Raw genomic sequence first — 21221 nt, forward strand, 5'->3', positions numbered from 1 at the left:
CTGCTGTTAAGGTGGCGGTAGGGCATTCGTATCCCTATTAAAGGTCAAGGACGCGAATTTGTGTGCGCACAGGGATCTTGCCTGGAATTTTATCATTAGGAGAAACGGATGAACAAAGCTTTAGTACTCATAGGGATGGCGGCAGTGGCAGGATGGGCTGGTGCAGAAAGTACCTATCTGATGGATATGGATAAAACCCCGCACGCGCAGTTGCGTCCGGTTGATTTTAATGCGGTTACCTGGACGGATGGATTCTGGGCAGATCGTTATGATCAGACCTGCAAGGTTAGCCTCAAAAAACTTTGGGATCTGGCGGCCGATCCGGAGGCCGGTCACGTGATTGATAACTTCCGTGCCGCCGCAACGGGGCAGGGGGAGCACGCGGGCTCGGACTGGCAGGATGCCTGGCTCTATAAATGGATTGAGTCCGCCGCCAGTGTTTATGCAAAACATCCGGAGCCCTGGATCATGGAACGCATGGACGAAGCGATTGAGCTGATTGCCGGGGCCATGGAAGAGGATGGCTATGTGGCCACCCAGATTACGGCCAAGAAAAAAGAGCGCTTTGCCAACCCACGGGAGCATGAGGTGTATTCGATGGGTCACCTGCTGACCGCGGCCTGTGTGCACCAGCGCGTGACGGGCAAAGATTCGCTGATGAAGCTCGCCATTCGGAATGCGGATTTTCTGTGCGAAAATCTCGGCGAAAAGGTCTGGCCGTCCTATGCCCACAATCCCTCGGCCATCATGGGGCTGGTGGAAATGTATCGCGAAACCGGTGATGAAAAATATCTCGCCTGCGCCAAGCTGATTGTCGACAGCCGCGGAATGAAACCGAAACAGGGCGGTACGTTCACCAAAGGGCCGGGCATCATCGGAACCGACCTGATTCAGGACCGCGTGCCGTTGCGCAAGTCCAAGGAGGTGGTCGGACATAACGTGTTCTTTACCTACCTCTTTGCCGGTGCGACCGATGTCTATATGGAAACGGGTGATGAGACCCTGCGGGAACCGCTGGACCGCTTGTGGTATGACCTGACCTGCACCAAAATGTGCATCAACGGCGGGGTGAGCCCGATGGGGCATACCCTTTCAAAAGGAAAAGATCCGGTGGTGGAAGCCGTCGGGAAAAAATATGAACTTCCGGCAGCCGACTCTTATAATGAAACCTGCGGGCAGATCGGAAACTTTATGTGGAACTATCGTATGCTGGCCATTTCCGGCGACGCGAAGTATGCGGACTTGATGGAGCTGGAGCTCTATAACGGCTTCCTCGCGGGAATCGGCCTGGACGGCGAAAGCTGGTTCTACCGCAATTCGCTGCGTCTGCAGGAGGACTACACCGAACTTTTAGGTGGACACAACTTCCTGCCCGAACGCGTATTGCCGGGCCGCAAGCGCATCTGTTGCCCAACCAACCTGTTGCGCACGCTGGCCCAGCTGCATTCCTACCTTTACAGCATGGATGAGCAGGGACTCTGGGTGCACCACTATGGCGGAAACACCTTCAGCGGAAAACTGGCCGATGGAAGCGCGGTGAAACTGACGCAGGAAACGGCGTATCCATGGAGTGGAAAAATTGTGATCAACATGGATGCGGTATCAGCCGATCCGTTCGCAATCCGTGTCCGTATTCCGGGCTGGGCGGAAGGGGCTGCCGTCACGATTAATGGAAAAGCCGCTACCAATCCCCCGAAGGCCGGAGCCTATCTCTATATGAAGCGCAAGTGGAACGTCGGCGACCGCATTGAACTGAACCTGCCGATGGAGACGCGACTGATGACCGCGCATCCCAAGGCGGAGCATCTGCGCAACCAGGTGGCCGTCATGCATGGGCCGCTGCTCTACTGCGTGGAAACAAAGGACATACCGGAAGGCAAAGATATGAACAACGTCCGCATTCCATCCAGTATTGCGCTGGAGCCGATGTCGGCCAAGGATCTGCCGTTCGGCATCCAGACCCTGGAAGGCTCAGCGCTTTATCTGGACGAGCAGCCTTGGGAAGGTGAACTTTATCGGCCATTGAATTCGACCTCCCTGAGCGAGATGCCGATCCGTATGATCCCATACTTTGCCTGGGCCAATCGCGGCCCCGGTGGCATGAGCGCCTGGCTGCCGCTGGACGTTCAGTAATATTAAGCCTAATTAAAAAATGTTCACCTCGGGATGCTCACGAGATAAATTTTAACCACGAAGACACTAAGTTCACAAAGCTTAGTGTTCTTTGTGAAATTGATCGCTTGCTCTCAGTTATGAGCGAAGCGGGTGGTGAAACAAAGGCAGTATATGATTATGAAACATAGTAAAATAATTATTGCAGGTTGCTTGTTGATGGCTATGTCGGTTTCAGCCGGTATTGAAGAATGGGTTCGTTCGGAAGTTGCCGCGGGCAAAAAGACGATTGTTCTGCCGAAGGGCACCCATCATGTCTATGCCGAAAACGGCATTCAGCGTACCCTCCATATTGCGAATAATAACGATGGCATGAAGCAGATCCTGTTTGATCTGCGCGATGCCGAAAACCTCGTTATCGAAGGCAACGGTGCTGAATTGATCTGCCACGGCCACATCGTTCCATTCTACCTGAAAAACGCGAAGAATGTGACCATCAAAAACCTGACGATGGATTGGGAATATCCGTTTTTCAGCCAGGGCGAGGTCGTCGAAGTGGGCAAGGGGTATTTCGATGTCCGATTCGATCTGGGCAAATATCCCGTGGGTATTCGCGATGAACGTCTGGTGTTCCTGAATCCGGATCTGCCGGAGCCGATGGATTTTAATAATATCAACATCATTGATCCGCAGCTCGGTCGGCTGGTGTTCAAGAGCTGGGATGAATATGGCGTGGGGCGCGACCATACGGCGGAGATCCTTGAAAAGGGACTGGTTCGGATTCGGTCGTCTAAAATATGCAGTCCGCTGAAGGTTGGCCATGTGGCGGTGTTCCAGTATAACGACCGCTCGTCGCCGGGATTCGTGGTACATCGCAGTGAAAATATTCGTCTTGAACAGGTTACGATGTATCACGCGGCAGCATTTGGAGCCATTTTCGAAGGCTCGCGCGATCTCTATGTCAATGAGGTGAAGGCGATCCGTCGCCCGGACTCCGGGCGCTGGTACACGACGCATCACGATGTGATGCATTTTGTGGAATGCCGGGGTGATATTCATCTGACAAATTGCCGTTTTGAATTCCAGGGTGATGATGATTGCAACATTCATGGGGTATACCGGCCGGTGGTTCGGACGCAGAATAATAAAACGCTGGTCACCCGTTTAAGCCATTTTCAGCAGATGGGGATCGATACCTTGTATCCCGGCGATACCATGGGCTTCCACGATGCCGATACCCTGGAGCTTCTGGGCGAAGGAACCCTAGTTCAGGCGTTGAATCGCGATGCGGCCCAGGAGGATTCGCTCACGTTTAAAGAGCCCTTGCCGGACCTCGACTGGAAAAACGTGGTCGTCACCCTGCGTGCGTACGACACGGATGTGAAAATCCGCCATAATCATTTCAGCAACCATCGGGCGCGAAGCCTGCTGATCAAGACCCTCGGCAAGGTACGCATCCACGACAATTATTTCAACTCGCAGGGTTGCGCCATCAAAATCCGCGGGGAGGCGTCCAGCTGGTACGAGGCGGGTGGTGTCGAGGATGTTGAAATCTACAACAATGTTTTTGACCAGTGCAATTCAGGCGGTTTTTCGCAGGCCACCTTCGAACTTCATGCCACGCTCGGTAAGCCCGATAGCGAAATTCCGATCCACAAAAACGTCCGTATTCACAACAACAGGATCATCCAGATCTTCAAGCCCCTGATGATCGCCGATCACGTTGAGAATCTCGAGTTCTACGACAATGAAATCATTGCCGGTGAGGATTATGCGCCTTGGTTCAAAGGCAAGGTGGAACCCCCGAATATTGCCTTCGGCCCCGGGGTGACAACCGGTCGCTTCCAGAAACTGGATGATTAACCGTGGAATTATGTACGTGCTTCAGCTGGTGCTTTGTGAAATGGAGCCTATTTTCTTACGGCCCAAGCCTTTCGGAAATTGGATGAACTGTGAGATCTTTTGAGATCACTTTATTAAGGAGATGTTGAGATGACTGAATTGATGTTGCCGATTATGATTGTTGTGTTGGCCAGTGTTTTTCAGGGCACATTTGGCATCGGAATGAAATATGTCAAACCGATGAGCTGGGAAGCCTGGTGGGTTATTCAGTCTGTTGTTGCCATGTTACTGTTCCCTCTAATATGGGCACTAATTGTGGTTCCAGACTTATTCATAGTCATTTCAGCAGCTCCCATGAATGAAGTTATTGCGGGCGCGACCATGGGCTTTCTCTGGGGTATCGGCGGCATCATGTTCGGCGTCTCCGTCGGCTATATCGGCATGTCGCTCACCTACGGCATCGTTATGGGCGGCTGCGGCATCGCTGCCACCATCATCGCGCTCATACAAGGAGCCGACAGCATTGTGCCCGCGAGCATCCCGTACACCATCCTCGGCCTCGTCCTCTACGCGCTCGCCCTCGTGGTCGTGACCATCGGCGGCCTGAAACGCGACAAGAAACTCGCAGCGGACGGCAAGGAACTCGTGGGCATCAAAAAAGGCGCGGAGTTCAAGAAAGGACTCATCATTGCAGTGGTTTGCGGTTTGCTCTCTTCGCTACTGTTCATTGGATTCAATAACACCATGGGAATCGGGAAAATCGCCGAAGCTCACGGCGCCATCGTTCGAAACACGGCGCTGGCTCGCTGGGTTGTTGTTCTGCTCGGTGCGCTGATCATGAACCTCGGTTACGCGGTGATCCTTCTGATCAAAAACAAGAAGGTCATCGCTGAGAACACCGGCGGCGTTGGCAAAGCGCTCGCGTGGGCGGTCGTCACCGGTCTGCTCTGGTTCGCCGCGCTCGGAACCATGGGTCAGGGCAGCGCCATGATGGGCGATATTGGAGCCGTCATCGCGACGCCTATTTTCCTCGCCCTCTCGCTGATCGTCAGCAACATCGCGGCGGTCATCACCGGCGAATGGAAAGGCGCGGGAAAAGCGCTGAACTACGTTTTCGTTGGCGTCGCGCTGATCGTGCTCGCGGCCGCGGCGCTCTCCTTCGCCGGCACCTTCAAGGCCGAGGAATCCGCCGCGAACGCGGTCGCCCCGACTGAAATAAATAAGGGAACTCTCCATGATTGAATCAATAAAAACCTACCACCTGCGCCATCAGCTCGAGGAGTCGTTTGGCTTCTCCCAGTGGCGTTACGACCAGCGCAACGCGTTGCTCGTGGAAATCATCGACGACTCCGGCGCGGTGGGATGGGGCGAATGCTATGGCCCCGCCACCGTCACCCAAAGCGCCATCGACACCTTCTATGCCCCGCTGTTGATCGGCTGGGATCCGCTGAAGAACGAGGCGGCATGGAACCTCTGCTGGCGAGCGTCGCTCGACTTCGCCATGAAGGGCCCCATGATGGGCGCCATTTCCGGTCTCGATATGGCGATGCTCGACCTTAAAGGCAAGCTGCTCAGCGTCTCCGCCTCTGAACTGATGGGGGGACGGGTACGCGATACGGTGCAGTGCTATGCCACAGGCATGTATTTCCGCAAGGAGTCCGAAACCGATCTGCTCGAAACCATCCTGACCGAAGCGGGCGACTATGTCCGGAAAGGGTACCGGGCCTTGAAAATCAAGATCGGAAAAAATATGGAATTCGATCGAAAACTGATCGTCGCGATGCGCAAGACATTTTCCGATGTTCAGTTGATGGCCGACTCGAACCACGCCTACGACCTGCCCGAGGCGATCACGATCGGGCGGTTGCTCGGCGAGCACAACTATGCCTGGTTCGAAGAGCCGTTGTCTCCCGCCCACCCGGAACTGTTCCGCCAGTTGGCCGACAAGATCGATGTCCCGATCGCTACCGGAGAATGCGAACAAACGCGCTATGGTTTCCAGAGCCTGCTGAAGCAGGGCGGGGTACAGATCGCCCAGCCCGACCTCGCTTATTGCGGCGGTCCGACCGAAGCGCTCAAAATCCGCGCCGTGGCATCCTCGATGGGGATCAACATCGTGCCGCATTGCTGGGGAACTCAACTCAATCTCGCCAGCGCGGTTCATTTTCTGGCCACCATGTATGTCGAGCCCGGTCGCGCCGAAGTGGCCGAGCCATTACTGGAAAAGGATCTCACCCCGAACCCGATGCGCGACGAAATGTATACCATCGAAATCCTGGCCAGGAACGGTTCGGTTACTGTGCCGACCGCGCCAGGGCTTGGTGTCGAGCCCGACCGCTCGGCGATGGAAAAATTCTGTGTCAATATAACGGAGAAAACAAATGTCGGAAAAAATGTATCCCATGCTGATCAACGGCGAACAGCGGATTACGAAAAAATCGTTTAACGTCATTAATCCTTCTACTGGAGCCGTCCTCGGACTGGCGCCTGAACTCGATGTTGAAAACATCCAGCTTACGCTGAAATCAGCCCGGCAGGGTTTTGAGGCATGGTCGGCCAAAACTCCAGCCGAGCGCAAGGCAATCATCCTGCGCTACGCGGAGCTGATCGACGAAAACAGCGGCCGCATTATTGAACTGCTGCGCGCTGAAACCGGAAAGCCGCAGGACAACGCCGAATACGACTTCGGCATGCTCTCCACCTGTCTGCGTTTCTTTGTCGAAGAGGTGGAACGCCTTGATCAGCCGGTTCTTCACGACCCGGATGGCCGATTTCTGCACTACATGCTGCGCCAACCACTCGGTGTTTGTGTGGGTATGCTGGCGTGGAACTTTCCGTTGCTCAATGTAGGCTATAAAATCGGCCCGGCACTGGCCGCAGGTTGTTCCGTTATCCTCAAGCCATCCAGTGAAACGCCGTTAGCCTCACTTGAAATCGCCTATCTGGCAAAAGAAGCCGGACTTCCCGATGGCGTGATCAACATGGTCACTGGCACCGATCACGACATGATGAAAAACATGCTTCAGAGCGATATCCCATCGATGGTCACCATGATCGGGTCGACCCGCGGCGGACTCGAAGTGATGAATAGCTCCTGCTCCAGCGTCAAACATTTTTCCGTCGAGCTCGGCGGCAATGCGCCGGTAGTGGTTTATCCCGATGCCGACATCAAAAACGCCGCCGAACAGGTCACCAATCTAAAGTTTGCCAACTGCGGGCAGATCTGTGTCTCGCCGAACCGCGTCTTCGTTCATGAATCAATTTATAACGAATTTGTTGAGCTCGCGCTGGGGATTGCCAAGGGAATTGAAATGGGACCGCTGGTTTCCGATAAAGCACGTCAATATGTTCTCGGCCTCGTCGAGTCAGCCAAAGCGGCTGGCGCGGAAGTCGTGCTCGGTGGCAACGCCATTGACGGCGACGGCTTCTTTATGGAACCGACCATCCTTCGGAATGTATCGCCTGAAATGGATGTGTCGCGCAACGAAGTATTCGGCCCGGTCATGTCGATTATCCCGTTCTCGGATTCCGACGACGAGATCGCACTGGCGAACGATACGGAATACGGCCTTGCGGCTTACGTCTTTACGACTAACCTGCAGAACGGTCTGCGCGCCGCGCGCGACATCCAGGCCGGCAGTGTCTGCGTGAACGAAGTGCACTATTCCGTCCAGCTTCCGCATGGTGGACTCAAACAGAGCGGCGTGGGCAAAGACTGCTCGCGCTACAGCCTTGAAGAATATCTCACCCTCAAACGTGTATCCGTACTGGTCGACTAAAACAGGAGAACGCTATGCAATTCAGCCATATTGGAATTCCCACCAAAGACGCTAAAAACTGGGACGGCTTCTACGAACCCGGGAAAATTCACTACACCGACTTCAACAAAGATGAATTCGGCATTGAATGGATCCAGTGCGAGGCCGATAGCCCCATGCCCGAAATGTTTCAAAACATCCCTCATCTCGCCTTCCAGGTTGACAGCATCGAGGACGCCCTCGAGGGTAAAGAGATTCTGGTCGAAACTTTTTCGCCGGCCGAAGGGGTCCGCGTGGCATTCATCAATCACAACGGCGCGCCCGTTGAGTTCATGGAAATAAAGGCATAATCATGTTTCCAGCTAAAATGATGCAACGGCTGGAAAAGGGCGGCGTGGTCGCCGGGTTTTCCATCGAAAACTCAGAACAGGCCGTGCCGATTGCAAAAGCGCTGCTGGCTGGCGGCATTGATGCGATTGAGCTGACGCTCCGCACACCCGCCGCAATGGAAGCACTCAAAGCGATTTGTGATGCGAAACTTGATATGCTGGTCGGCGTGGGAACGATCCTCACACCCGGCCAAGCGGTAGCAGTAAAAGCCGCGGGCGCAGACTTCGCCGTCGCGCCGGGCATGAACCCGCGTGTGATCAAAGCGGCGGCCGAAGTAGACCTTCCGTTTGCACCGGGAATCGCCTCCCCGTCCGAGCTGGAAATCGCGATTGAAAACGGGTGTCGTTTCGTGAAGTTCTTCCCGGCTGAAGCTGCCGGCGGAATCAAGTACCTGCGCAGCATGGGAGCGCCGTATAAGCATCTCGATATTCAATATTTTCCGCTGGGCGGACTGAATGCCGAAAACATGAGCGATTACTTGAAAGAGCCGAACGTGCCTGTCATCGGCGGGTCATGGATTGTTAAAAAGGATTTGGTTGAAAACGAAGACTGGGCCGGACTCACCGCGCACGCCGCAGAAGTTCGTAAGCGAGTAGAGGAGGGGTAGAATGTATAAGCATATTGTATTGTGGAAATTGAAGGATGAAGCCGGCGGGATGAATAAAGCCGAATTGGCTGTGGAAGTGAAACGGCGTTTGGATGAATTGCCGGCCATTATTTCAGAGGTCAGCGGCTATGAAGTGGCCATTAACATTGGCGCGTACGGCGCATCGTTTTTCGACGTCAGCCTGATTGCCAGTTACCCCGATGAAGAGGCGTTTAAACGCTACTGCGTTTATCCGGAGCACGACGCGGTCGTTGCCTATATCCAGTCTGTAACCGTTGCTGAAGAAATTGTGGATTATATTGTATGAAACCGGTTGTAACTTTTGGGGAAATTATGGGGCGCCTGGCCGCGCCGACAAACCTTCGTCTACGTCAGACGCGTGAGCTGGAAGTAACGTATGCAGGGGCAGAAGCGAGTGTGGCAGCGTCGATCTGTAATTTCGGCGGCACGGCGCGTTATGTAACGGCCTTGCCGAAACATGCGTTGGCGGAGGCCACGATGGATTCCGTGCGTGCGGTCGGCGTGGATACGCAGTACGTGTTGCGCACCGATGAAGGGCGCCTCGGTCTTTACTTCCTCGAAACCGGAGCCAACCAGCGGCCGAGTAATGTGATTTATGACCGCGCCGACTCGGCCGTTTCCATCACACCGGCTGAACGGTATGACTGGGACGCGATTTTTGAGGGTGCGCAGTGGCTGCATCTCAGCGGAATCACGCCCGCCCTTTCTGAAAACGCTGCGGAAGCAACGCGGATTGCTGCGCAGAAAGCGCAGGCAGCTGGATGCCGAGTTTCAATCGATCTCAACTTCCGCGGCAAATTATGGAAATGGGATGCGTCGAAGACAGCGCGTGAACTCGCACAGGAAACGATGCGAAAAATCCTGCCATTCATCGATGTTGTTATCGCGAACGAAGAAGACTGTCACGATGTACTCGGCATTCGCGCGGGCGACACCGACGTTCACTCTGGCGCGCTCGATACCTCCCGCTACCCCGATGTTGCTCGTCAGGTTGCTGCACAGTTCCCGAACATCAGCAACGTGGCAATCACCCTGCGCGAAAGCTACTCGGCTAATCACAATAACTGGGGCGCCATGCTTTACGATGCCGCGAGCGATAAGCCGCACTTCGCGCCACTCGATGCCGACGGTAACTACCGGTCGTATAAAATCAAAAACATCGTCGACCGCGTTGGTGGCGGCGACTCTTTTGCCGGAGGACTGATCTTTGCACTGACCACCAACGAGCTGAGTGATCCATCCGATGCCATCCGCTACGCGGTGGCCGCTTCCTGCCTGAAGCACTCGATCAAGGGCGACTTTAACTTCTCGACCCGCAAGGAAGTTGAAGCCCTCATGGGAGGCTCCGCCTCTGGACGTGTCGTGCGTTGAGGAGGGTTTTCCTGGCACAAAGTCTGACTGACTGCATCCTGAGTTTGCCCGGGAGAACAAGGCACCGGCCGGGGCGAAGCAGGCCAGGATGGTCTTTGCGGGCTATAGCGACTGGAGCGATAATGCCAGGAACTTTGGGCAGACGATTCAGTTGCTGCGAGGGGACGCTGTTTCCCTTACCTGTTTTCGATCCTTCCGTTTATGCTGAAGCGTCTTTAATATGCAGTCTGTTGTTTAGAAAACCGTGTTGCGTTCGTTACTATAAGTGAACGCTAATTTAGAGCTCTGGAGGAATGAATGAGTAAGTCGGTGTGTGCAGGCCTGATTGCGATGGCGGCGTTTTATGCTGTGGCGGAAATAGATTATTATGATCCGAAACCGTTTGGTGACGATACGTCATTTGCGAAAGATTCGGACAATCTGGCCATCGGGGAATGGTGGACCGTGGATGTGAAAACCGTCGGCAAACGGAGCGGGGGAGCAACCAAACACGGGGACTGGTTTAAAACGGTGGACCGCTCAAAAGCATTGGCCTTTGCGTTGTACACGCATGACCATGGCGTATTGAAAATTACAGCCCAGACTTTTCCGCTGAAACCCGACGAGCCGAAAACCGCGACGCTGGAATTCATGAAAAACGGGGTCTGGGTGAAGGAGCAAGAGCAACCCGTTCTCTATCCCGGCTGGTCGCTGCATTTCAGGGTGGAAAACTGGGATAACTCCAAGGAAGTGCCGTACCGCATCCGCCTGGGTGACCTTTCCCGTTTTGAAGGGCTCGTTCGGAAAGACCCAAAAGATAAAGACACCATCGTGGTGGCCTCGCTCAACTGTAATTCGCCGCGGGATGAAGAATTTGATACCCGCAAGCAGCTGGTGGAACATTTGAAAAAGAAGAACCCGGATCTGCTCTTTTTCGCGGGGGACCAGAACTATACGCACGATGAGGCCACCTATGGCTGGCTCCAGTTTGGCGTGCAGTTTGCCGAGATTATGAAAGACCGCCCCACGATCTGCATTCCGGACGATCACGATGTCGGGCATGGCAATCTCTGGGGAGAAAACGGCAAAGCCTCCACGGGTGAAAAAGGGGCGAGCGATGGCGGCTATATGTATCCCGCCTCTTTCGTGAAGATGGTGGAGCGTCAGCAGTGCTGGAACCTGCCCGACCCGTTTGATCCGACCCCGGTGAAGCAGGGGATTAATGTGTATTATACCGACCTGAATATCGGCGGGGTGAGTTTCGCGATTCTGGAAGACCGTAAGTTTAAATCAGCCCCGCTGGGGAATATTCCCGAAATGGGCCCGCGTCCGGATCATATCCTGGATCCTTCCTATGACCGCGCAGCAGTCGACCTCCCGCATTTAAAACTGCTGGGTGACCGCCAGCTCACGTTTCTGGATGCCTGGGCGCGCGACTGGACGGGTACTGAAATGAAGGCGGCCCTTTCCCAGACCGCGTTCTGTGGTGCGGTGCATATTCACGGAAACAAAGATGCTAAGCGGCTTTTGGCTGACCTGGATTGTAACGGCTGGCCGCAGACCCCGCGCAATGAAGCGCTTAAGGCGATTCGACGAGCGCAGGCTTCGCATCTGTGCGGAGATCAGCATCTGGCGGTAACGGTGCAGCACGGCATTGATGGGTATCGCGATGGGCCGTTTGCCTTTACGGCTCCGGCGATCGTCAACACCGTTTATGGCCGTTGGTGGCATCCGGAAGATGAAAAGCCGGGCGGTGGAAAGCCGATCGGCGGCCCGAACCCGTGGGTGGGAGATTATGAGGACGGCCTGGGTAATAAGATTACGATGCTGGCCTACGCCAATCCCGAAAACCGCGATGTGCGCAACATTCGTGGGGACGGTTACGGTATTGTCCGTTTTAACAAGCCGAGCGGTAAAACGACGTTCGAATGCTGGCCGCGCTTTGGGTCGGAGCAGTATGCCGGATGGCCAATCAGCTTCAACGCCGCCGAAAACGATGGCCGCAAACCGGTCGGGCACCTCAAGAAGGTCAAGCTTCCGGTCAAAGATGGGGTGGTTGAACTGACCAACGAGGAGACCGGCGAGCTGGTCTACTGCTATCGAGTGAAAGGCAAGTCCTTCAAGGCACCGGTTTACTCGAAAGCGAAACATACGCTGAAAGCCGGCTCAGACCGCGGCGAAGCCGTTCTGCTTACCGGCGCAATCGGAAAATAACCACGAAGACACGAAGGGCACGAAAGCAATAGAGCTTTGTGAGATACTTCGTGTTCTTCGTGCCTTTGTGGTGAAAATTAAAACGGTCATAATTTCGTTTTCCATCGTATCTGTGTTGGTGCTTTGGAACATCAGGGAGTTGCCCGATTTCCGCGTCGATGCATCGAAGGTGAAGGCCATTGCGGTGCCGGACGCGGTTGACGTCCCGCAACTGGACTGGTCGTGGTTTGATGAGGTGGAGGTGGTGGTTCGCGAAGGGGTGTGCTCGTTGGTCTCAATCCCTCCTCAATTGGAGGCGCTCGACGGGAAAGAGGTTGTGGTGGCCGGGCCGTCTTTTGCGTGTGGTGATGATTTAGTTGAGCGCATGGATGGGTACACGATCAAGGGGTTTATCATGGTGCCCTATTTCGGCATGATCGACTGCTGTGTCGGAAATCCCGTTCCCTATTTCCAGTGGACGATTGTCGTGGAGAAGCTGGCCACGCCCTGGGAGATCAACCATAAGGGGATCATTGATCCCGATGTGGTGGTGCGTGGAATATTACGCATCGAACGCGGTTCGACCCAGGAAGGCGTTTTCTTTCTGGAAGAGGCGGAAGTGATCCATTCGGCGGATGCGGAAAAGCAGGCCGGTTAGCATGGTTCTGCCGATGATCGCCAAAATGTTTATCTCGGCCGCACCTTACGTGGTGCTGGGCTTTATCATTGCGGGCGTGCTGCATCAATGGGTTCCGCGCGACCTGCTTCGTCGGCACCTCGGCGGCCGCGGCGGCCTGCCGTTGCTCAAGGGCGTTGGGATTGGATCGTTCCTTCCCATCTGCTCGTGCGGGACGATTCCGTTGGGCATTGGCCTCTACCGCTGCGGCGCGGGCATTGGCACTATTCTCGCGTTTATGACCAGCAGCCCGATTCTTTCGCCCGTTGTCGTGTTGGTTTCATTTAAATTGCTCGGGTTGAAAATGACGGCAACCTTGTTGGGCACGGCATTGGTTGGTTCGTTTGTGATTGGCTGGATGGGCAATCGCTTCTTTTCCAAAGGCAGGAAAGATAAGCCCGATGAGCAATTGCAATATGAACGCGCCCCGAAAAAGGGGGAGCGCTCGTTTGGGCAATGGTTCCGCTGGACGTTCGGCGACCTGGGTGCGAGCGTGGGTTTTGAGCTGGTGCTGGGATTAACGGTCGCCACGTTGGTGATGGCGTTTCTCCCGTTGGAGTTTATATCGGAGTGGCTGGGGAGCGGCCGGATAATCAGTCTGGTGCTCATCGTATTGCTGAGCCTTCCGGTCTACACCTGTAGCGTTCCGTCGGTTCCGATCGTGCAGAGCCTGTTGCTGCTTGGAGTGTCGCCCGGCGCTGCGGTGGTTTATCTGATGGCCGGACCAGCCACCAATATGGGTGAGCTGAATGCCATTCGTGCCAACATGGGGAAAAAGGTGGCCGGCTTTTATGGGTTAGCCCTCATCGTTGTTGCGTTGTCGGCGGGGCTCGTGACGGACTATTTCATTTTTTCGGACTATCGCTATCTCGCGGATCAAGTCGACGGTACGTTGGTGGTCCAGCAGTGCTGTATTCCTGTGCTGTATAACCAGACCTCGATTTACGCGGTGGATTTTACCTCCGTGTCCTGGGTGGAGTGGATTTCAACTGCCATCTTGGCGGTGGTGGTCGCGTACGGATTCTTCAAGGAACTGCGCGCATTTTTCGTGAATCCCTGCAAGGTTTGCCGCTGGCGTGAATATGCGGAAGAGAAAAAATGTGCGCAAAAATGCCATGTCCGCCGCAAGCATGATCTTTTCCGCAAGCTAACTCGTTGATCTGTTGGCGGACAAAAACCATAAAGCGGTTTAGAATTCCCGACCCCGTCCGTATACATAGATAAATATACGGGTATGTAGGAATATGATGAAACAATTTATGGCAGTTATGGTTTTTGCAGCGCTGGTGGTTTCCGCCTCTGGGCGTGATGGTTTGGGCATATCAAGCTGGTGCGGCTGGCGGCCGGGGCAGGTATCGAAAGCGGACTGCCCGGAGCTGCGCAGTGTGCCTCTCGTGCTGGGCTGGAACAAGTTGGAGCCGGAGCCGGGGCACTATGAATTTGACCGGCACATCGGGGAGCCGCTTCGCGCGGCGATGGAAGACGACCTGTTTGTCACGATGATGGTCTGGGTGCGGCCGGGCACGCCACATTGGCTTTTTGATGAGATGGGGGTGCCACGAGTATATACCGATCGTGACGTCGATCCGCTGGGAAAAAAGATGAGTAAGGAGAATAATCTACATCCCTACTATCTGAATCCGGCGTATCAGGATCGTTTTTTCAAGTTGATCGATGCGTTTGGAGCTTATGTGAATGGACTGCCGAATGAACTGCGCGAACGAGTTGTCTTTATTCAGAGCGCGGAAGGTTCCACCGGCGACGGACAGCCCTACAAGGGGAAGCCCATCGAAGCGGAATATGTGATTTCCAAGCCGGACTGGAACGACTTCCGCCGCGAAACGTGGATGCGCTACCAGAAGGCGTTCAAGGGGATTCCCATTCTGGTCAACTCCGATGCCAATACGGCAGAAGAAAATGACTGGATGTTCCAGAATATGGATGTGATCGCCCTGAAACATGGGATGTTCAGCCACGGGTATCACGTCAGCGATAATGTTGGCCGTCTTGAAAAGTTTGATGCCATTACTAAGAGCGCGGGCAAACAGGGAATTCCTTTACTGACGCGGGGGGAGATGGACGGCGAGATGCATGTCTATGGCTGGTCGACGCGCAATATTCCGCAGGCGCTTTACTGGAGCGGTGTATTCGCCACGCATTGCCGACTCGATATTTGGAATATTCCGCATCAGGCGCTGGAAGACGAGGCCAACTGGCCCGCGTATGCCTTTTTTAACCGGTATGCGGGGCTGACGGATCCGTCATCTTCCCCGCGTGCGTTCTGTGCGTTGCGCGATGGATTGGATGCGTCGGATTTCGAGCGGTTTCCCGTATCGGCCTTTGGAGGACGTGAGGGGCGGAAAAATGATGTTGATCGCTATCTGAAAATAGCCGCGGCTTTCGAGCAATACGGTGCGCGCATGGATGACCCGAACAAAGCAGTCGGCCACGGTATGGTCAACCGCAAGCGCATGGGCTACAACGATGTGGGTTGGGGTATTATGCCCGGCAACTATTCCCGATTCCTGACGCAGGTCGCACCCGGTTCGGGCGACGTCGGTCTATGGAGTGTTGACGATTCGGTTTACGGACGTTTCGCACGCTCGTTCGAACAGAAGTCGGGCAAAAAGCAACTCCGCTTCCGGCTTGATGAGCATTTCAGTGCGGAAAAGGTTGAGGTACGCGTGGTTTATCTCGACCGCGGCAGGGGCCAGTGGTCGCTCGGCATTGCCGGGAAGTCCGGCACCAAACGAATGCAAAATGCGGATAGTGGCGAATGGAAAACCATGACGGTTTCCCTACCGCGAAAATTGTTGCGCAATGCGGAACTGCTGCTGAGCCATGAGGGCGGCGATGACACCATTTTCCATATGGTGGAAGTGGAAAAGTATGATCGCTAAATCTGTTTTTACATTAGGCATGCTGGCAGTTGCCGCACACGCTGCGCCGCCCAGCCAGTGGCCGTATTGGCCGGAGTATTCCAAGACGCCGGTGGGTGAAATCCAACCTCAGGCATGGCGGATGCAGGATGATGTGATTGACGGCTGGGATTGGTCGATGCCGCCACACGTCAAGCCGTCCGAGCGCTCGCTTATGGGACTGCAGCGCATGATTGGAACCAGGAAGCCCGTGGAGAAGGTCGAACCCGGATTTCCCGTAAATGCCGCAACACTCCACTGGATCAATTGGCGCGAGATTGAGCCTGAGGAAGGTGTGTATCGCTGGGATATTGTCAAGGCACGGATCGAGGAAACCCGCGCCCAGGGGTGTGATTCCATCCTGCGCATCCTTACATCGTCCAAGGCGATGGGGCGCAATGGGGTCTACCATCCGGAAAAGGGCGTTGCGCCGCGCTGGTTGGAAAAATACGATATCCCATCCAGTATTGATAAAAAGAATGCGAATAACGAAAACTATGATCCGGGGCATCCGGAATTTCACAAACGCTACATCAAACTGATTAATTCCTTCGCGGCGAGCGGGATCCCGCAGATGCTGAAGGCCGCGTATGCCGGCTATGCCTCTCCGTCATTCGGTGATGAAGGGATCGGGCCGCACGGTGTGGATCCTGATACGGTTCCGCATGTGATGGAACGGCTCGATGCCTGGGGGAGGGCCTTCAAGGGGATGGAGCATAAGGTCTTTATGGGCGGTCCGAGTGAATATGGCTTTGAGAAGGGGTTTGGTGTTCGGCGCGGTTTTGTGGAGATGTATCTCTATACGCTGCCGGATCAACATATCGGCCAGTCGATCGATACGAATGGGTATGTGGTGGTCGATGAAAACTCACCGGTGCTGAAGCGAAACCCGTTTCACGGGGAAGTGAATGAAGAATATGAGGAAGCGTGGGCGACTCCTGATCGCGATTTTCGGTTTGGAGAGACGACCGACAGTTTTGCTTATCGTTATTTTTGCGCCAACCTGCGCCTGCTGCAGATGCGGTGTTCGTATGTGCATAACAAGGATACGATCATTCCGGAGATGCTGCCGTTCGTGGCCCAGGAACTGGGGCGCACGGTTGAGGATGCGCCTGATGTCTGGTGCTTTATGCGCGAGAGTTATCTAAAACCGAAGAACTATCAGAAGCATGACTGGCTGGATCGGCCGATCAGTGCAACAGAGATGGAAAACGGCATTCCTGCTAAAAACTGGGAACGTTGGCTGTATCAGCGCGATTCGGAAGGTTTTGAGACCGAGCCGGCGATTAAAATTGATCAGCCGCCGAATCAGATGTGGATGGTCCAGCCCGGCAGGTATTATGACTACATTGCCCGGAAGGGAAAACAGATCGGCCTGGCGGTGGACGATCGTTGGTGCGGCGGTGGACCGGTTGATGTGGCGGTGAAGGTGACCTATTTTGATGTCGGCCGGGGCAATGTTGAAGTCGGGCTGAGGACCAAAAAAGGCGGTGCGCGCAAAAGAATTAAGCTGACCGATTCCAGAAAACTCAGAACCGCTACCTTCTTTGTTGATGACGCAGTTTTCAGCGCAAAAGATCTGGAGTATGACATCATCTTTAAATCTTCGGGGGATGAGGCGGTTATTTCGTTTGTCCGTGTTGTCAAGATTTGCCACATCTAATTCATCTGCAAAATCTCGGCTCGCAGATGAACTTGTCCGCCGAAGTCTTGACGAAGGAGGAACTCAGGCCGGAACGGCCTCCTCTAGCAGCAACGCTGCGGGTGGTCAAAGAAACATCCTGAAAGGCCTGCACGCCGACTCTTCACCGGAAGGTTTTAACCACCCGCTCGCAAGCTCGCTAGAGAATGGGAGTGGCGCTGCGCGCTGAGGGTTTTTCGTAGGAAAAACTGAGATTATAATTGTCTGAAACTTCTTAACTTTTCACCCATTAGGGGTGAGATTAAATGTGATGGAATTATTTCTCCTGAAACCTGGCGAATTCCGTTTAGGTTTTCACAAATTTTCCGTTTATATAGTTAAATATGAACGAGGTTTTAATGAGAGTGTATAGGGAAATCGGTCTGCTGTTGATGGGGCTGGTATATCATGGGCATGCAGCAGTGCCGGAGGCGTGGCCGTATTGGCCGGAATATCATAAGACTCCGCTGAGTGAGATTCGTCCGCAGGAGTGGCAGGAACAGGATCATATTATCGATGGGTGGGACTGGTCGCTTCCGCCCTCTGTTGAACCTGCGCCGAATGGCCTGATGGCGGTCAAGCGTACCCAGAACCTGAAGCGTTCACTTAACGGCTTCCTTGAACCAGTTGATTTGCCGATGAATCCGACGGTTACTCTCTGGATTAAATGGAAAGATCTGGAACCGGTGGAGGGGAACTATCAATTCGACGTTCTCCGGACGCGGGTCGAAGAGGCGGAGCAACTGGGGTATTCCGTGGTGTTGCGCATGCTCTTTTCCGCAACCAATTTTGCGCCGGAGTGGATTCAGGATTATGACATTCCGATCCGGGAAGAGCATAAAAAGTCCAAAATGATCAATTATGAGGTATCGCATCCTGAATTTCACAATCGGTATGTCGGCCTTATCGATGCGTTGGGGCAAAGCGGAATTCCGAATATGGATGCGCTGAAGGGCGCGTTTTTAGGGTATGCCTCGCCATCCAACGGCGATGAGGGGATCGGGCCGCATGGCGTTGATCCGGACACAGTTCCGCATGTGATTGAGCGGCTTGATGCCTGGGGGCGTGCATTTAAAGGCGTTGAGCACAAGGTGTTCATGGGTGGTATTTCGCAACATGGATTGGATCTGGGGTTTGGGATCCGCCGGGGCTTTGTGGAGATGTATCTGTATCATATTCCGGATGAGCTGCTCGGTCAGTCGGTCGATGACGCGGGCTATCTCTTTGTGGATGATTCGGTGGATGTGCTGAAGCGGAATATTTTTCATGGCGAGGAGAATGAAGAATATGAAGAAGCCTGGGCGACGGAAAAACGCGATTTCCGCTTCGGTCCTAATACGGATAGTTATTCCTATCGTTATTTTACCTCCAACCTGCGGTTGCTCCAGATGCAGTCCAACTATGTGCTCTATAATTCGTTCTCCATTATGCCGGAGCAGATGGTCTGGGTAGGGCAGACGCTTGGGCGCACCGTCGAGGATTCGCCGGACATCTGGTGTTCGTTACGTGAAAGCTATGTGCGACGCGTTGGGCCGGTTAAAAATTTTGAGCGTTGGCTTTATCAGCGCGACTCCGAAGGGTTTGAGACCGAGCCCGCTGTGAAAATCGATCAGGCGATTGAGATGTGGATGGTGGAGCCGGGTAGCTATTACGACTATGTCGCCCGCAAGGGAAAACAGATCGGTCTGGCGGTGGATGACCGCTGGTGCGGCGGTGGCCCCGTCGATGTGGCGATTAAAGTAACCTATTTTGATGTGGGGCGCGGTACGGTGGATGTGGGTGTTCGAACCCGGAAGGGCGGGGCGCGGAAACGAATCAAACTGACCGGGACCGAAAAACTCAGGACCGCCACTTTTTTCATTGATGATGCGATTTTCAATGCCAAAGGCATGGATTATGACCTTATATTCCATGGTTCGGGGGCTGAAGCCGTTTTATCGTTTGTGCGTGTCATCCGGGTGGGAAAGCTTTAGATTTTTTACATTCATGAGCAAGAGTCCATACAACCCCGAAATCCATCATCGCCGGTCGATCCGGCTGAAGGGGCATGATTATGCCGGGGGCGGGTTGTATTTTATCACAATTTGCGCCCACAGGGAATTCATCGCGACCATGCATGGAAATCCATTCTTTGGTGCAACATGCATATCGCCCATTCAGGAGATCATTAAGGCCGAATGGAAAAAAACGGCTGAATTGCGTCCGTATGTTCGGTTGGGTGAAATGGTGGTTATGCCTGATCATTTCCATGCATTGATTGCGTTGAAGGGGGGGCATGCGCCATTGGGGGATGTGGTCGGGGCATTCAAGGCGGCGGTTAGCCGCGAAATCCACCGTAGGGGCGACATGCATGTCGCCCGTACTGTACGGATATGGCACCGCAATTATTATGAAATGATTGTACGCAGTGCGGATGCCGAGAAGAAGATTGCCGATTATATTCGGATGAATCCGTGGCGGTGCGTGCAGCAGTTCGGCAATGGATTGCGCGGAATGGGTAATCCGGCGCTTTGGAATTTGGACAAACTGGGCGTGTTATGCAGCCGGAACGCCCCGCGCCCCAGGAGCATTAAAAATGCAGGGGTTTATTTGGGTGGATTCCATTCGTCCATGGAAAAAGAGATTTTTGCGAAGCTGTTGGAGCTGAAGAAACCGGTCATTTGGTGTCCGGCCTGGGGATTGGAAAAGGCGGCATTGATGCCGGGGGTGAGCGAAGCCTTAGAGGCCAATCGAATGCTGATTCTGGAAATGAAGAATCGCGAGGGTAATCTTGTGGCGGCGGAGCAGCGCAACCGTTTTGTAATTGAGTCTGCCGATGAGCTGTGGCTTCCGCATATCACGCGCGGCGGCATGCTGGATCGCCTGTTGGCGGAAAGGAAGCCGGCATGAGCGAAGAGTGGAATACAAGGCAGTCACTGCTGATCCGGGCGAAGGATCCGACCGACGAGGAGGCTTGGGCGGATTTTGTAAAGTATTACGAACGCTTTATCTATCACCTGCTGCACCGCATGAATATCCATGCGGCTGACTTTGATGATATGGTTCAGGTGATTCTGGTGAAGCTATGGAAGAATCTTCAGAAGTATGAAAAGCATGAGGCCAAGTTCCGCACCTGGCTGGCGCTCGTGGTTCGCAATGCGGTGTATGATTATTACAAAGCTGAGCAGCGACGGGGTAAGGTGATCGCGAGTGATGTCGAACTCGATGAATCGGTGCAACCCTCCGAGGGGTCGGATCTGGAAACGATCATTGAGAAAGAGTGGGAACTGTACATGACAAACTTTGCGCTCGAGCGGATGCGCGGGATTTTTTCAGCAACTGCGGTGCAGGTGTTTGAGTTGAGTCTGACAGGAAAGGCGGCCAAGGAGATTGCAGGGCAGCTTAAGATTACTGTTGATTCGGTCTATACCCTTAAAAACAGGGTAAAAGCGCGTTTTATCAAAGAGATCGGAGCGATCATGCGAGAGGTGGAGTTTTAGGCTGCGGAGCAGCCGATTTTTGATTGATGATTGCCGAATGCCGATTTTCGGGTCTGCGACGCTTTTGAATAAAAGAGGCCAACGCCGACTGAGTTCCACCAATCGGCAATCAGAAATGCGTCATCGAAGCGATTGAGGATGGCTCACTAAGCAACGCAAAAAGGATAGAAGTTAAAATGCAAGAAACTAAAACC

Annotated in this window: 17 protein-coding genes; all 17 read left to right on the forward strand. The window is 54.1% G+C overall.

The window, feature by feature from the left end; all coding sequences use genetic code 11:
* Nucleotides 1-108 precede the first annotated feature (108 nt).
* Nucleotides 109-2133, forward strand: coding sequence for a glycoside hydrolase family 127 protein (locus tag E9954_RS16865; protein ID WP_136080480.1), 2025 nt, complete (start codon nucleotides 109-111; stop codon nucleotides 2131-2133).
* A 198-nt stretch (nucleotides 2134-2331) separates the two neighbouring features.
* Nucleotides 2332-3975: an alpha-1,3-galactosidase-related protein gene (locus E9954_RS16870; protein ID WP_136080481.1), complete on the forward strand. Its 1644-nt coding sequence runs from the start codon at nucleotides 2332-2334 to the stop codon at nucleotides 3973-3975.
* A 129-nt stretch (nucleotides 3976-4104) separates the two neighbouring features.
* Nucleotides 4105-5196: an L-rhamnose/proton symporter RhaT gene (locus tag E9954_RS16875; RefSeq protein WP_136080482.1), complete on the forward strand. Its 1092-nt coding sequence runs from the start codon at nucleotides 4105-4107 to the stop codon at nucleotides 5194-5196.
* On the forward strand, nucleotides 5189-6400 hold the full coding sequence (locus E9954_RS16880; RefSeq protein WP_136080483.1) for a mandelate racemase/muconate lactonizing enzyme family protein: 1212 nt from the start codon (nucleotides 5189-5191) through the stop codon (nucleotides 6398-6400). The genes E9954_RS16875 and E9954_RS16880 overlap by 8 nt, the downstream gene beginning before the upstream one ends.
* On the forward strand, nucleotides 6336-7733 hold the full coding sequence (locus E9954_RS16885) for an aldehyde dehydrogenase family protein (RefSeq protein WP_136080484.1): 1398 nt from the start codon (nucleotides 6336-6338) through the stop codon (nucleotides 7731-7733). Before E9954_RS16880 ends, E9954_RS16885 begins: the two co-directional genes overlap by 65 nt.
* A 14-nt stretch (nucleotides 7734-7747) precedes the next feature.
* Nucleotides 7748-8062, forward strand: a complete 315-nt coding sequence (locus tag E9954_RS16890) for a VOC family protein (RefSeq protein WP_136080485.1) — start codon at nucleotides 7748-7750, stop codon at nucleotides 8060-8062.
* Nucleotides 8063-8064: 2 nt separating this feature from the next.
* On the forward strand, nucleotides 8065-8709 hold the full coding sequence (gene eda, locus E9954_RS16895; protein WP_168442345.1) for a bifunctional 4-hydroxy-2-oxoglutarate aldolase/2-dehydro-3-deoxy-phosphogluconate aldolase: 645 nt from the start codon (nucleotides 8065-8067) through the stop codon (nucleotides 8707-8709).
* Between the two features lies 1 nt (nucleotide 8710).
* Nucleotides 8711-9016: a Dabb family protein gene (locus E9954_RS16900; RefSeq protein ID WP_136080487.1), complete on the forward strand. Its 306-nt coding sequence runs from the start codon at nucleotides 8711-8713 to the stop codon at nucleotides 9014-9016.
* A complete protein-coding gene (locus E9954_RS16905; RefSeq protein ID WP_136080488.1) occupies nucleotides 9013-10101 on the forward strand; it encodes a sugar kinase in 1089 nt (362 codons plus the stop codon). Before E9954_RS16900 ends, E9954_RS16905 begins: the two co-directional genes overlap by 4 nt.
* Before the next feature lie 297 nt (nucleotides 10102-10398).
* Nucleotides 10399-12294, forward strand: a complete 1896-nt coding sequence (locus tag E9954_RS16910) for a hypothetical protein (RefSeq protein WP_136080489.1) — start codon at nucleotides 10399-10401, stop codon at nucleotides 12292-12294.
* Between the two features lie 70 nt (nucleotides 12295-12364).
* Complete coding sequence (locus E9954_RS16915) at nucleotides 12365-12931, forward strand: hypothetical protein (RefSeq protein WP_136080490.1); 567 nt, start codon at nucleotides 12365-12367, stop codon at nucleotides 12929-12931.
* 13 nt (nucleotides 12932-12944) lie between these two features.
* Nucleotides 12945-14108 carry a permease gene (locus tag E9954_RS16920; RefSeq protein ID WP_168442346.1) on the forward strand — a complete coding sequence of 388 codons (1164 nt, stop codon included), beginning with the start codon at nucleotides 12945-12947 and terminating at the stop codon, nucleotides 14106-14108.
* Between the two features lie 100 nt (nucleotides 14109-14208).
* On the forward strand, nucleotides 14209-15849 hold the full coding sequence (locus E9954_RS33345) for a hypothetical protein (protein ID WP_246046731.1): 1641 nt from the start codon (nucleotides 14209-14211) through the stop codon (nucleotides 15847-15849).
* Nucleotides 15839-17530 carry a hypothetical protein gene (locus E9954_RS16940; protein ID WP_136080495.1) on the forward strand — a complete coding sequence of 564 codons (1692 nt, stop codon included), beginning with the start codon at nucleotides 15839-15841 and terminating at the stop codon, nucleotides 17528-17530. The genes E9954_RS33345 and E9954_RS16940 overlap by 11 nt, the downstream gene beginning before the upstream one ends.
* 377 nt (nucleotides 17531-17907) lie before the next feature.
* Nucleotides 17908-19521 (forward strand): beta-galactosidase, encoded by a 1614-nt coding sequence (locus E9954_RS16945; RefSeq protein ID WP_168442347.1) that lies wholly within the window; start codon nucleotides 17908-17910, stop codon nucleotides 19519-19521.
* A 13-nt stretch (nucleotides 19522-19534) separates the two neighbouring features.
* The gene (locus E9954_RS16950; RefSeq protein ID WP_168442348.1) at nucleotides 19535-20437 is read left to right on the forward strand and encodes a transposase; all 903 of its coding nucleotides are present in this window, start codon (nucleotides 19535-19537) and stop codon (nucleotides 20435-20437) included.
* Nucleotides 20434-21027 (forward strand): RNA polymerase sigma factor, encoded by a 594-nt coding sequence (locus tag E9954_RS16955; RefSeq protein ID WP_136080498.1) that lies wholly within the window; start codon nucleotides 20434-20436, stop codon nucleotides 21025-21027. Before E9954_RS16950 ends, E9954_RS16955 begins: the two co-directional genes overlap by 4 nt.
* Nucleotides 21028-21221: the final 194 nt, after the last annotated feature.

Source organism: Pontiella desulfatans, from assembly GCF_900890425.1.
GTDB classification, from domain to species: domain Bacteria; phylum Verrucomicrobiota; class Kiritimatiellia; order Kiritimatiellales; family Pontiellaceae; genus Pontiella; species Pontiella desulfatans.

Coding starts and splice junctions, on each gene's coding strand:
- E9954_RS16865 (WP_136080480.1), top strand. CDS start 109: ATGAACAAAGCTTTAGTACTCATAGGGATGGCGGCAGTGGCAGGATGG.
- E9954_RS16870 (WP_136080481.1), top strand. CDS start 2,332: ATGGCTATGTCGGTTTCAGCCGGTATTGAAGAATGGGTTCGTTCGGAA.
- E9954_RS16875 (WP_136080482.1), top strand. CDS start 4,105: ATGACTGAATTGATGTTGCCGATTATGATTGTTGTGTTGGCCAGTGTT.
- E9954_RS16880 (WP_136080483.1), top strand. CDS start 5,189: ATGATTGAATCAATAAAAACCTACCACCTGCGCCATCAGCTCGAGGAG.
- E9954_RS16885 (WP_136080484.1), top strand. CDS start 6,336: ATGTCGGAAAAAATGTATCCCATGCTGATCAACGGCGAACAGCGGATT.
- E9954_RS16890 (WP_136080485.1), top strand. CDS start 7,748: ATGCAATTCAGCCATATTGGAATTCCCACCAAAGACGCTAAAAACTGG.
- eda (WP_168442345.1), top strand. CDS start 8,065: ATGTTTCCAGCTAAAATGATGCAACGGCTGGAAAAGGGCGGCGTGGTC.
- E9954_RS16900 (WP_136080487.1), top strand. CDS start 8,711: ATGTATAAGCATATTGTATTGTGGAAATTGAAGGATGAAGCCGGCGGG.
- E9954_RS16905 (WP_136080488.1), top strand. CDS start 9,013: ATGAAACCGGTTGTAACTTTTGGGGAAATTATGGGGCGCCTGGCCGCG.
- E9954_RS16910 (WP_136080489.1), top strand. CDS start 10,399: ATGAGTAAGTCGGTGTGTGCAGGCCTGATTGCGATGGCGGCGTTTTAT.
- E9954_RS16920 (WP_168442346.1), top strand. CDS start 12,945: ATGATCGCCAAAATGTTTATCTCGGCCGCACCTTACGTGGTGCTGGGC.
- E9954_RS33345 (WP_246046731.1), top strand. CDS start 14,209: ATGGCAGTTATGGTTTTTGCAGCGCTGGTGGTTTCCGCCTCTGGGCGT.
- E9954_RS16940 (WP_136080495.1), top strand. CDS start 15,839: ATGATCGCTAAATCTGTTTTTACATTAGGCATGCTGGCAGTTGCCGCA.
- E9954_RS16945 (WP_168442347.1), top strand. CDS start 17,908: ATGAGAGTGTATAGGGAAATCGGTCTGCTGTTGATGGGGCTGGTATAT.
- E9954_RS16950 (WP_168442348.1), top strand. CDS start 19,535: ATGAGCAAGAGTCCATACAACCCCGAAATCCATCATCGCCGGTCGATC.
- E9954_RS16955 (WP_136080498.1), top strand. CDS start 20,434: ATGAGCGAAGAGTGGAATACAAGGCAGTCACTGCTGATCCGGGCGAAG.